Source organism: Acinetobacter sp. 226-1, assembly GCF_030329325.1.
GTDB classification, from domain to species: Bacteria; Pseudomonadota; Gammaproteobacteria; order Pseudomonadales; family Moraxellaceae; genus Acinetobacter; species Acinetobacter sichuanensis.
In genome coordinates this window covers 130,159-143,661 of sequence record NZ_JACANU010000006.1, presented here as the reverse complement: position 1 = coordinate 143,661, position 13,503 = coordinate 130,159, and the positions used below count along the sequence as shown (strand labels likewise).

9 protein-coding genes are annotated in these 13,503 nt (G+C 36.8%); 5 read left to right on the top strand and 4 right to left on the bottom strand.

Annotated elements, in window-relative coordinates:
* Positions 1-18 precede the first annotated feature (18 nt).
* Together HX124_RS11590 and recD are read left to right on the top strand one after the other, a co-directional pair.
* Positions 19-3,783: a UvrD-helicase domain-containing protein gene (locus tag HX124_RS11590; RefSeq protein WP_286383215.1), complete on the top strand. Its 3,765-nt coding sequence runs from the start codon at positions 19-21 to the stop codon at positions 3,781-3,783.
* Positions 3,784-3,870: 87 nt separating this feature from the next.
* Positions 3,871-5,616: an exodeoxyribonuclease V subunit alpha gene (gene recD, locus HX124_RS11585; RefSeq protein ID WP_286383214.1), complete on the top strand. Its 1,746-nt coding sequence runs from the start codon at positions 3,871-3,873 to the stop codon at positions 5,614-5,616.
* Positions 5,617-6,215: 599 nt separating this feature from the next.
* On the opposite strand, the gene HX124_RS11580 is transcribed toward recD, so the two are convergent.
* Positions 6,216-7,514, bottom strand: coding sequence for a serine hydrolase domain-containing protein (locus HX124_RS11580; RefSeq protein ID WP_286383195.1), 1,299 nt, complete (start codon positions 7,512-7,514; stop codon positions 6,216-6,218).
* Positions 7,515-7,771: 257 nt separating this feature from the next.
* Between HX124_RS11580 and rpsO the strand changes: the two genes are divergently transcribed.
* From rpsO to HX124_RS11565, 3 genes are all read left to right on the top strand, one after another.
* On the top strand, positions 7,772-8,041 hold the full coding sequence (rpsO, locus tag HX124_RS11575) for a 30S ribosomal protein S15 (RefSeq protein WP_107009217.1): 270 nt from the start codon (positions 7,772-7,774) through the stop codon (positions 8,039-8,041).
* Between the two features lie 263 nt (positions 8,042-8,304).
* Entirely contained in the window at positions 8,305-10,392 is a 2,088-nt protein-coding gene (gene pnp, locus HX124_RS11570; protein ID WP_286383213.1) for a polyribonucleotide nucleotidyltransferase, read from the top strand.
* A gap of 146 nt (positions 10,393-10,538) precedes the next feature.
* A complete protein-coding gene (locus HX124_RS11565) occupies positions 10,539-11,759 on the top strand; it encodes a magnesium transporter CorA family protein (RefSeq protein ID WP_286383212.1) in 1,221 nt (406 codons plus the stop codon).
* 12 nt (positions 11,760-11,771) lie between these two features.
* Here the strand turns inward: HX124_RS11565 and HX124_RS11560 are convergent, their stop codons facing one another.
* The 3 genes from HX124_RS11560 to HX124_RS11550 form a co-directional block, all read right to left on the bottom strand.
* Positions 11,772-12,035 (bottom strand): HP1242/YdcH family protein, encoded by a 264-nt coding sequence (locus HX124_RS11560; RefSeq protein WP_107009218.1) that lies wholly within the window; start codon positions 12,033-12,035, stop codon positions 11,772-11,774.
* 105 nt (positions 12,036-12,140) lie between these two features.
* Entirely contained in the window at positions 12,141-12,476 is a 336-nt protein-coding gene (locus HX124_RS11555; protein WP_286377496.1) for a chaperone modulator CbpM, read from the bottom strand.
* A gap of 29 nt (positions 12,477-12,505) precedes the next feature.
* Positions 12,506-13,468 carry a DnaJ C-terminal domain-containing protein gene (locus HX124_RS11550; RefSeq protein ID WP_286377497.1) on the bottom strand — a complete coding sequence of 321 codons (963 nt, stop codon included), beginning with the start codon at positions 13,466-13,468 and terminating at the stop codon, positions 12,506-12,508.
* Positions 13,469-13,503: the final 35 nt, after the last annotated feature.

Genomic DNA, 13,503 nt, shown 5'->3' with positions numbered 1-13,503 from the left:
CATCAGGAATCTTTTAATATGATCTTAGATGAAACCATTCCTCAAGTAGCGAAAGCCAAGCATCCATCGGCGGTTTCAACACAACCCATTGCTGACATGCAATTTTCAGGTTTACATTGGATTGAAGCCTCAGCAGGAACAGGAAAAACCTATACTTTGTCAAGTTTGATGGTGCGTATTTTTTTAGAAAAATATTTACCAAATCAAGTAATTGCAACAACTTTTACACGTAAAGCTGCGGCTGAGTTAAAAACACGTATTCGAGGACGTTTACAGGAAACTTATCAGTATTTTGATGCTTGTCGTGATTTAACAGAACAACAGGTTTTAGCCAAAGCCAAACAAGAAAGTGATCCCTTATTTGCCAAAGTTTTAACTGTTTTTTCAACTCAAGTCGCTTATGCCTGTGAGCGTTTAAAATTAGTGATTGATCAACTCGATGAATTATTTGTTGGAACTTTGGATAGTTTTAGTCAAAAATTACTGCGTGAGTTTGCATTTGAAAGTGGAAAAATTGAACGTGCTGAAATAACGGATGATGCAAAAAGTTATAGTTATCAACTCATTCATGATGTATTACGTGAATGGATACAACAACAGCCACAGAATATTATTGATTATTTAATTTTAAATAAAAAACTAAAATCTCAAGATGCTTATATTGCGGTAGTAGAAAATAGTTTAAATTTTTCATCTGCAAAATTACAAGAAATTCAGCCACCTGTTTTGGATTTATCTCAATTTGAGACTGAAATTCAGACATTATTAACACTAGATTTAACTCAAGCGGCAACATTGGCAGATTTTTATTTGGCTGATGGGCAACACAATAAAATCATTGCAAAAAAATGGCGTGATCAAGGCAAAATGCAAAGTTTATTGACTGAAGATTTAGCACATTTGGTCGAGGAAATTCGAAAGCAAGGCGCATATTGTTTATTTGCACCACGTCAGGTGCATACATTAAAAGCATTAAGTGATTTAACGACAAAAAAAGTACTGAATAAATGTTCTGAGGAGGTCTTAACTTCTTTTGAAAAAAATACATTTTTACAAGCATTAAAGCATTTTGTTGAAGCTTTTGGGCAGTTAGGAGAAGGTCTAGATCTGCTTGATAGTTATTTACAATATCATTTAGCCAGTGAGGTCAAAAAACGTTTACCTCAAGTATTACAGCAAAAAGGTGAAACCACCTTTGCACAACAGATTCGAACACTTGCTGAAGCTTTACAAGGTGAACAAGGGCAACGTTTTGCGAGTTTTATTCATGCGCGTTATCCCCTGATTTTAGTCGACGAATTTCAAGATACCAATCAAGACCAAGATGATATGTTGGCACAAATTTGGCGACATAGCAGCCGAGTAAATCAAGGTTGTATGATTATGGTCGGTGACCGTAAACAGGCAATTTACGGTTTCCGTGGTGGTGATATGTTAACATTTTTGAAAGCCCATCAGGATGTTTTTGGCAAAGATGGTCATGCATATCACTTGATTCATAATCATCGTTCTGTTCAACCTTTGGTTGAAGTAGTAGATGCTTTATTTCAACGGCAAGCTGATTTTGGTGAAGAGGTGATTTATACACCTGTTCAGGCAGGTGAACGTCCGCATCCTGCTTTAATTGATCAAGATCAAGTGAATCCAACCCCATTACGTTGGATGCAATTAGAAGATAAAAATAGTGAAGCTGAACAAGTCGCTTGGAAGATTCGAGAGTTACTGAATCAAGGTGTACAAGGGACATTATATTTTGTAGAGCAAGCTGCAAATCGGGCAATGGATGAAAATGATATTGCGGTTTTATCTAAAAATCATGCCGATCTTGACAAAGTGCAGTCTGCTTTAGAGTTTTTAGGTATTCGTACCAATCGACCTGCAAAGAAAAGCGTTTTTGAAGGGGCTTTAGCACAAGATGTTGCTGCGGTATTGACTGCGATCATGCATCCTTATGATGAAGCTAAAATCAAACGGGCATTGCTCAGTCGTTTATTAGGATTTGATTTAAAAAAATTAATCGCTTTAGAACAGCATGCTGAAGGTCTAAGTACATATATTGAACAGTTTGATTTTATTCGGGAAATGTGGCTCAAACAAGGTTTTTTAAGTGCTTGGCAATATGCATTAACCAAGTTTGATATTTGGACGAACTTAGTTGCAAAACAAAGCCGTGATAATGAACGTGTCGTGGTCAATTTACGTCATTTAACAGAGCTGCTGAGTCAACATAGTGAGCGTTATCAAGGCGCACAAAATTTATATCATTGGTACTTAAAACAACTGACTGATCCCATGCAACGTGAATGGGAGTTAGAGCGCAAGTTATCCAATGATGCAGGCGTGCAATTGATGACCATTCATCAGTCTAAAGGTCTAGAGTTTAAATGTGTATTTTTATTGGGCGCAGATAAAGATTTTAGAGAACCCAATAAAAGTTTAAATTTTTCCACACAAGATACTTTAAATCACACCACAGGACAGATGGAACAGCAACGGGTTGTCGCTGTGAATGATAAAAATATTTTAAAACCTGAAGCTATTCAACAACATGATGCACGTGCTTTAGCAGAACATCATCGTCTATGGTATGTGGCTTTGACACGTGCAAGTTATCGTGTATATGCCATGATGCAGGATAATGACGGAAAATCTACGACAGGTTTAGCATTTTGGCGAGGGCATCCTGTACAGGCATTTCAGCATGAGGGTTGTGCGATTGAACTACTGATAAGTCAACGTCCTGTACAACTCAAAACACAACATACCGATACCACGCTACGTTTAGATGCAGCGACATTACCCAAAAAGCGCTTTTATTCGAGAACAAAAACCAGTTTTAGTGCTTTGGCGCAGCATTTAACCCGACAACAGATTCAGGATGCTTTAGCTGTTGCTGAACCAAGTAGTGCAGGGGCAGAAGATGAAATCTATCTTCCGATTAAAAATAAAAGCATGGTGCCAACCACAGCCCCAATCGCATGGATCAAAGAAAATTTTCCAATGGGAACCACAGCAGGAACTTTTTTACATAAAATTTTTGAGCATCTTGATTTTCAAGATCAGCGTCTATGGCATGTTGAAATTCGACGTTGTTTTATCAATGAAGATAAAACCTTAAAAGAATCATTAACTGAAAAATATCTGAGTGCATTCCCTGAGAAGCAAGAACTTGATGCACGTACAGTTGAAAATGAAATTATTGATTTGATACAAGAATGGTTAAGTGAAGTTTTAGATACACCGATTTTAAATCATTTTAAGTTAAATCAATTATCAAAATCGCAGCGTTTAGCGGAGTTTCCGTTTCATTTAGCTTTGTCAGATCGGGTATTTACCATACAACGGATTCATAGTTTATTTGAAGAATATGCGATTACGATGCCTGAATTTAAAGAGGCTTTTTCTGCCCGTTATTTAAAAGGTGAAATTGACTTGGTTTTTTATGATGGTCAAAAATTTCATATCGCAGATTATAAAAGTAATTATTTAGGTGCAGACCAACAACAATATAATGTACAAGCCATTCAAGAGAGTATGAGTTATGCCAGTTATTGGTTACAAGCTGCTTTATATTTGGTTGGATTACATCGTTATTTAAGTGTGAAACTTGAAAACTATCAAATTGATCAGCATTTAGGTGGTGCGAGTTATTTGTATTTACGTGGCATGAATGGTCAGACTGAACAAGGTTATTATTATTGGCGACCTGATTCAGAATTTATTTTAAGATTAGATGCAATTTTGGGTTATTTCTCTGAAGACAAACTCAGCACTATTGCATGATTATTTAGATGAATTGCAATACAAACAAAAGATTGTATTGTGGATAAATTTGTTGAAAACATTGTAGATAAGTTTGAGGATAGTTGTGTGGTAAATAGCCAAATTTTAGAAGATCAATATCCTCAATGGATTATAAATTGGACAAATTATATTGTTCGTCAGCATCCAATCTCTGAGGAATTACGGGAAACTTCACTTAAATTAATCAGTGAAGTTTTAGATGCTTCTCTACAAGGTGACAGTTGTATATTGCAGGAACAAGGTACAACTCAATATTTAGGCTCTTTATGTTTGTCTGAACTGCAAGCACAAGCATCGCAAGTTGCACCTTTTGTTTATGATGATGAGTATTTATATTTATATCGTTATTGGCAGCTTGAGCAACGTTTAGCACAACAAGTGATTCGTTTAAAAAAGCAAAAAATACCTGTTATTGATTTAGAAGATTTTGATGACTTACTCAGCGATATTCATCAAAAAAATGCGCTAAAAATGGTCGCTGAAAATGCTTTTAATATCATTACAGGTGGACCTGGAACAGGGAAAACCTATACTTTAGCGCGTATTATTGCGGTACTTCATCAAACTTTACCTGATCTTCGTGTGGCAATGGCAGCACCTACAGGTAAAGCAGCACAGCGTATGGGCGAAGCATTACAAAAGTCCTTAACTGACCCCAAACTAGAACCTTTTGGTTTGCATTTAGATTTATTCACGCCTGTAACAATTCACCGCTTATTGGGTTTAGGGCATCAACATATTCCACGTTTTTATTTAAAACAGCCTTTACCTTATGATGTGATTGTTATTGATGAAGCATCTATGTTGGACTTAAATTTAGCCACATTATTATTAGAAGCTGTTCCTGAACAATGTCGTTTGATTTTATTGGGAGATGCAAATCAACTGGCGTCTGTGGATGTCGGATCAGTACTTGCAGATTTGCAAAATGTTAAAATGCTACAGCAAAATCAAGTCAATTTAGTCAATACACATCGTTTTAAACAAGATGCTGCTATTGGTAAATTCGCTAATTTTATTCAACAACAAAAACAGCATATTCAACCTTCAGATCATGTTTTAAAGGATTTTGAACAGCAAGTTGTTGCAGCATCTGAAATTATTCCGATTGCTCTTAACTCAGAGATGAATGATTTTATTCAACTTGAATATTTGCCTGAAAATATTCAGCCACAAGCTTTAGAAGGTTATTATCAAAAAATAAGTGCAGGATTTTCTTCATATTTTGATGCATTAAAAACCTATTTAGCAGATACGATGTCCACTCAACATGTGCAAACCGTGATACAAGCATTTGACCAATATCGTATTTTAAGTGCAGTTCATCATGGTGTTTTAGGTTTAAGAACTATTAATAGCGAAATTGAAAAAGCATTATTTAAAGCCATTCCACAACTTTATAAACAAGGGGATTGGTATGTTGGTCGTCCTGTGATGATGGATTACAACGACTATCAATTGGGCTTATCTAATGGTGATATTGGTGTATGTTTTAAACATCGCCAATATGCAGATCAGTTTGAAGTGTATTTTCCGAGCTTAGATAAGTGGGTACTGGCATCGCGTTTACCAAAATCCATTCAAACGGCATTTGCTTTAACCATTCATAAATCACAAGGTTCAGAGTTTAAACATACGATGGTTGTTTTGGATGCTTCTGCACAAAAACTACTTAGCCAAGAACTACTTTACACAGCCATTACTCGTGCGAAAACGGTTGTGAGTTTGTTAGTTGAAGAAAATGCTTTTTATAAAGCATTGACGGTTGCGACACAGCGAAAAAGCGGATTAGTTAAAAAAATTAAAACTTAAGATTTATTATTAAGTTTTAATTTACAATAAGTATCTTGTAAGAAATTGCTTACATAAATTCGAGATATTGACGCATAGAGCTCTGTGTAACTTTTTGAGATGATGAGTCCTATAAAGAGCTTGGTAAGGAACACTAAGCAAAATCGCAAAATAATAATAATTTAAAGTCGAGAGACTGCGAGCTTACATGAAGTAAGGCATAAAGAGGAAACTTACAGCCGCTAAGCCTTGTAGTTTTGGGAGAGACTACAGGGCTTTTTTATATCTAAAATATTTATAATTATGTTACAAAAAATACAAAATGTACGATATTTCTTACAAAAAGATAAGATAAATGCGACTTTTATCATACTTTAAATGTGGCATCATACACACATAGGGAAATACTTAAGAAAACTGATAAATAAGGGACAAAAACATAGTAATAAGAAATCATGAGATAACAATAAAAATAAATAAAATAATAACAACCAGAAAATAAGAAACTACAGCGCAAAGGAAAGCCCTTAGAGTAATCTAAGGGCTTTTTCTTTATTTAAACTTAATAATAAGTATGAAATTTGATAAAAATATTGAACAAATCATTGATTTTTTTTACTTTATACAATTTCAGTTTCAGTGGCATCTGTACCAAATAGACCACGACGCTGTTCTTTCGGGATTTTTGGACATTGGCTAGAAATTTGTAGTAATACATTAGCTAATGCTGCTAAATGCGTACCTACAACAGATTTTCCTGTATTTAAAATACTGACGCTGATATCACGTTCAGGATCTGCCCAACATAAAATATTTGAAAAACCAAGATGTCCAAATGCTTGACCAGTATGTGGTCCAAAAATACCCACTGGATTACTCCCTAACATAGGTCCAAGTGCATAGCGCATCGGTGCTAAAAGTGTACGATCAATCGTCGTGGTTGAGGTTGGCAAAGTTGCACGAAATACAGTTTGCGGACTCATGATTTGTTTGCCCTTATAAGTTCCGCCATTGAGTAACATTTCAAAGAAACGGTTGGCTTGTTCTGCGCTGGTATAGATATTTCCAGCAGGGCAAATGGTATCCATAAAACGATGATCATTAGTCACATTCACAGCCAGTTCTAAGCCTCCACCTAAAACATGATCTAAATACAGATCTGTACCCAGTTTAGGATGAATGCCCGTTGCGGTGTTGAGTGCGACTTGATCACGGAATTCAGTTTTTAAACCATAATTGAAAAATTGCATATCCATTGGTTTTTCAATATGTTCATGTAAAAAGTGACGTAAATCTTGTCCTGTTACTCGTTCAATCAGCTCACCTAAAATATAGCCCGCAGTGACAGCATGATAAGCAAGATTTGCACCCGCAGGTGAAATCGGTTTTGATGCATAAAGATGTTGTAAAATTTGTTCTTTATCAAATAATAATTCTGGTGTAACTTCAGCTTCAACGCGAGGAATGCCTCCACGATGCGAGAGTAAATGGAAAATGGTAGCACGACGTTTTCCATTTTGTGCATATTCAGGAATATAGTAGCTGATTGGGTCAAGGAGATTAATTTCACCTGTTTCATCCAACATATGGATGAGCATTGCAGTGATCATTTTTGAAGCTGAAAATAAACAAATTGGTGTATCTGGGTTGGCAATGACAGCATCATTGGCTAAGCCTTGTGCGGTGTTGCCTCGTGTATAGCCTAAACTACGGTTAAGAACAATTTGCCCTTTTCTGCGTAAACAAACACTAATTAGAGGATGATTTCCCGTTTTGTAAAGCGACTCAATACTTGACCAAATTTTATGAACTTGTTTTTCGGTCATTCCAGCACGTTCTGCTACAACCTCATCTTTGGATTGCATAATTTGGCTTAGGTCTTTGGGTACATAACAGGTATTGGTTGAAAATATTTTCACAGTTTATTCCATCATTATTTTTCTATTGAACAGTCTGCCTTTGCTCGATTTTATTGTCAGTGTCCTAAATGCCGTATACATGTCATAAATTTGCAAGATGATGATGGTATGACTGAAATATCCTGACGATAATTTTGCAATCTCAGGGTAGTTCCTTTAAAATAGGCGACTGCTGTAGTGATGCACGGCAGTCAAATTTAGTGTTTAGCATTAAATTGATTTTTATCAAATATTTACAAGCATCTCGGAGAAATCGAATGGCTTTAACAAACGCAGATCGTGCAGAGATCATCGCAAAATTCGCTCGCGCTGAAAATGACACTGGTTCACCAGAAGTACAAGTAGCTTTATTGACTGCTCAAATCAATGATTTACAAGGTCACTTCAAAGATCACAAACATGACCACCACAGCCGTCGTGGTTTGATCCGTATGGTTAACCAACGTCGTAAGCTTCTTGACTACCTTAAAGGTAAAGATGCTACTCGTTATAGCGATTTGATTGCTGCTTTAGGTTTACGTCGTTAATTCGATTAAACTTTTATTTTCGGATTATTGCATGCTTTGTGCTGTACTGATGAAAACTAAAGTATATCTAGCTTTGTCTAGATAATAGAAGGGGCGAATATTCGCTCCTTCTTCGTGTCTAAAATGATGCTTTTATAGAAATGATTGTCTAGTGAGGTCGGCTTCTAAGCTTTGTCATTTATGCGGTTGATATGAATGCCAAACCTTAGGGGTCTCCACTAGAATAACTGTTCAAAAGAACTAGGAAACAAAAATACATGTCAATGTTTAATGTAATTCGTAAAGAATTCCAATATGGTCAATACCAAGTTGTACTTGAAACGGGTCGTGTTGCTCGTCAAGCAAATACTGTTGTGATCACAATGGGCGGCGTAACCGTTTTGGTTGCTGTTGTTGCTCAACCAACTGCTAAAGCGGGTCAAGACTTTTTCCCACTTACAGTAAACTACCAAGAAAAACAATATGCTGCGGGTCGTATCCCAGGTGGTTATGGTAAGCGTGAAGGTCGTGCTTCAGAGTCTGAAACTTTAATCTCTCGTTTAATTGACCGTCCGATTCGTCCATTGTTCCCAGAAGGTTACTATAACGAAATCCAAGTGACTGCAACTGTTGTATCTTCTGATAAAACAATGGAAGCGGACATTGCTGCAATGTTAGGTACTTCGGCTGCATTGGCAATCGCTGGTACACCTTTCCGTGGTCCAATCGGTGGCGCACGTGTAGGTTTAATCAACGGTGAATACGTTCTTAACCCAAATCATGAGCAATTAAAAGAGTCTGACCTTGACCTTGTAGTTGCAGGTACTGAATCTGCTGTGCTTATGGTTGAGTCTGAAGCGAAAGAACTTTCAGAAGATCAAATGCTAGGTGCTGTGCTTTTCGGTCATGACGAAATGCAAATTGCTATTCAAGCGATTAAAGAATTTGCAGCAGCGGCTGGTGCAACAGAGTCTACTTGGACTGCGCCTACGAAAAATGAAGATCTTCGTGCAAAATTAAAAGAAGCATTTGAAGCGAAAATCTCAGAAGCATACACAATTGCGATCAAACATGATCGTTATGCAGCATTAGATGCTTTACAAGCTGAAGCAGTTGCTCAATTTGTTCCAGAAGAAGACGTTGACGGCATCGCAGATGACCTTAACGAATTATTCGAAGATCTTAAATACCGTACAGTACGTGACAACATCCTTTCTGGTAAACCACGTATTGATGGTCGTGACACGAAAACTGTTCGTGCATTAGACGTACAAGTGGGCGTGTTAGATCGTGCTCACGGTTCTGCATTATTCACACGTGGTGAAACTCAAGCGTTGGTAACAACAACTTTGGGTAATACACGTGATGCGTTGATGGTTGATACTTTAGCGGGTACTAAAACTGACAACTTCATGCTTCACTATAACTTCCCTGCATACTCTGTAGGTGAAACTGGTCGTGAATCTGGTCCTAAACGTCGTGAAATCGGTCATGGTCGTTTGGCACGTCGTGGTGTTCAAGCAGTTCTTCCTGCAGCTGACCGCTTCCCGTATGTGATCCGTATCGTATCTGACATTACAGAATCAAACGGTTCATCTTCTATGGCTTCTGTATGTGGTGCGTCATTGTCACTTATGGACGCAGGTGTTCCACTTAAAGCACCAGTTGCAGGTATTGCAATGGGTCTAGTGAAAGAAGGCGAACGTTTCGCAGTTCTTTCTGATATCTTGGGTGATGAAGATCATCTTGGCGATATGGACTTTAAAGTAGCAGGTTCTGCAAACGGTATTACTGCACTTCAAATGGACATCAAGATCGAAGGGATCACTGAAGAAATTATGGAAGTTGCATTGAATCAAGCATATGCAGGTCGTATGCATATTTTGAATGCAATGAACCAAGTGATTTCACGTGCTCGTCCTGAAATTTCAATGCATGCGCCAACTTTCCAAGTGATCAGCATTAACCCTGACAAAATCCGTGATGTGATTGGTAAAGGTGGTGCAACAATTCGTCAAATCACTGAAGAAACTAAAGCTGCGATTGATATCGAAGACAACGGTACAGTACGTGTATTTGGTGAAACTAAAGCTGCTGCACAAGCTGCGATTGCTAAAATTCAAGCACTTACTGCTGAAGTTGAGCCAGGTACAATTTACGTAGGTAAAGTAATTCGTATCGTTGAGTTTGGTGCATTCGTCAACATTCTTCCTGGTACAGATGGTTTATTACACATCTCTCAAATCTCAAATGAGCGTGTTGCAAACGTGACTGACGTATTGGCTGAAGGTCAAGAAATCAAAGTTCAAGTTGCTGATGTAGACAACCGTGGTCGTATTAAATTAACTATGAAAGATATTGACCAAGCGTAATATCTTTTAAAAATTTACAGTAAGCTGATTTGGTATTATTGTAAAAATTAAGCCTTGTGTTTTGCTATAGTGATCACTTTAGCTTGCTCAAGGCTTTTTTTATGGCATGATGCTGTTTAATCTTGATCAACATGCTTTATGCAATTATGCAAACTTTTTATTTTTTTCAACACCCAGAACAACAATATACATGTATTCAAAATCAACCAAATATACATACAGAACAACAGTTTATCTGGATTGATTGTACGCGTGAAGATGTCGTCAACCGTGTTGAAGCTTGGCAAAAAGAAATTCTAGAACTGAGCCAAATTCATTTAAATGAATATCATATTCGTGACATTTTAAATCTTGAGCATCCTTGTGCTTTTGATGCTATGGATGAATATGACTTATTGATTTTTAGAAAGTTAATCACACCTGATGACCAAATTAATGTAGGAAGTACTTTTGAACAGCATGAAAGTGTTTTTGGTTTAACTTCATCCCCAGTTAGTTTTGTGATGACTTCGCAAGTGTTGATCAGTATCCATGAAAAGGGAAATCATGCTTTTGAAAGTTATCTGAACCGTATTATGGCGATGCTTACAAAATCATTGGATGAACAAAATAAGCCTCGAAAATTACCTTCAACGCCTTTAGATTTGTCGCTACGTTTATTAAATAGCATGGTTGATGGTTATTTAGATTTGCGTAAACCTTTGACACGAAGGGTAGAGTTTTGGCAACAGGAACTTTTACAAGGCAATCGTCGATTTTCTAAATGGCATCAACTTTTTCAAGAGATGATGGTTTTTCAGCAAATTGAAAATTTATGTGAGGAACAAATTGATGCTTTACAAGAAGTAAGGGATGAAATTGTCGAAAATTATTCACATTTAAAAGGTAAAAAAAAGGCTGATAAACAAGATCTTATTTTAGTTCGTGTTGATGATTTAGTCAGTCATGTTGAACGAATTCAAAAATATACCACGCGATTAAGTAGTGCTATTCAAGCTGCAATAGATTTGCATTTTTCAGCCATTGCGAACCAAACCAATGAAAATATGCGTATTTTAGCGATCATTACCGCAGTTTTTGCACCTTTAACTTTACTGACAGGTGTATATGGGATGAATTTTGAATTTATCCCCGGTCTCAAAAACCAATCAGGCTTTTGGATTATGCTCTCAGCAATGTTGATTTGTACAATTGCATTATTGGTCTATTTTTATCGACGCCATTTGGTTGGGCGTGGTGAAAGAAGTGTGATTGATATGTTGGCACAACAACATAAAAATCAGCACGTCAATCTACTGTGGTTCTTGGACTATGAACCTATTAAACAAACAATGAAAGAAGTCGAAAAAATCACCAAATTGAAATAACTTTTCTTTAAACTATTTGCGACTCGCTTGAGTGGCTTTTTGTAGTAAAGAATAAAGTTCATCTTTAATTTTTAATTTTTTGCGTTTTAGAACTTCGATATCATCATGAATATGGTTGATGGGATCAAGTTCAAGATGAGTAATCGTATGATCAAGCTCATTATGTTCTGCGAAAAGTTTAGCAAAATGTGGATTGGTATTTTTGAGTGTATTTACTAATTCACTATGCTCAGGGAACATGTGTTTGATTTTCTTATTAATAACTTTGGAATTCATAGGGGTTGATGACCTCTTAAAACCATTTTGAATGAGATAAGAGACCTATCATGACAGGTTAAATATTAACCTGCCATCTGTATTTAACAATTTGAAATGAATTAGTCATAATGAGCGATAAAGATGCTTGGTTTGTTTACGTAATTGTTGAACCTCATCAATTAAATCCATCATCATTGCAACTGCGGAAAAACTGGCTTCAAAGTCTCGTTGTAAACGATAAGCACGCCTTGCCCGAGTCACATCCTCACCAAAAAATTGATGAATACGTTCCTCTGGTCGAGCTGCTAAAATATCATATTCAAGTAGTTGTAAAACCCATTCAGGACTTTGCCCACACGCTTGTGCAAAGTGAGTTAAATCAAAACACAATCGTTCATCAACGATTTCAGCATCTTGACAGTCGTTACAGACAATTTCACGATAATGTATAGTTGTCATAAGTATGCTCCTTGAAGTGATTCAATGATTTACCGTGCTTTAAAATTTGGAAAAGCATTTGCATAATCTTGATATGCTTGTTGTTCTTGGCTGGTATCTGCTTTTGGATAAACAATATTGAGCACTAAATACAAATGCCCAGCCGTTTTACTTGGAATTCCTTTATCTTTTAAGCGTAATTGTTGATTTTGTTTGGCATTTTTAGGAATGTTCACTTGAACTTTACCCGCAGGCGTAGAGATTTCAACACTTTGACCCAGTGCAGCCTCCCAAGGGGTAATGTCTACCGTGTAATAAACATCAGCATCTTCTACACGGACACGATGACTATCTTGATAGCGTATTTCAATATATAAATCACCATTTTCTCCGCCATTAATACCTGCTTGACCTTGTTGAGCAAGGCGAATCTGTTGTCCCTCTTTCATTCCTTTAGGGATTTTGACTTGTAAGGTTTTTCGTTGAACTTCAGCTTCACCATAAGCATTATAGGTCGGAATTTGTAGGGTAATGGTTTGGGTTGAACCTTCATAAGCCACTTGAATAGGGACTTCTATACTTGCATGTTGATCTTCACCTCGATAACTGCGTTGTTGACGAGATTGGCGTTGCCCAAAATCTTGTTGATGACCACCACCAAAGCCACCACCAAAACGTCCAAATAAATCTTCAAAACCGCTAAAGTCTTGTTGTCCACCTGAGCTATTTCGATAAAATTGACTTCCATCAAAGCCTTGACCACCTGCCTGACCACCAAAACCACGATTTGAAAAATCTTGTGGATGATCTAACTCAAAATCATATTGTTTTTTCTTTTCTTCATGACTTAAGGTGTCATATGCAACGTTAATGGCTTGCATTTTTTCTTCAGCATCAGCTTCTTTGCTGACATCAGGATGATATTTACGTGCTAATTTACGGTAGGATTTTTTAATTTGATCAGGTGTTGCATCCCGAGAAACACCAAGTTCTTCATAATAATTTTTTGCCATATGCACAGCCATTTTTGATCTTGATTTTATTCATT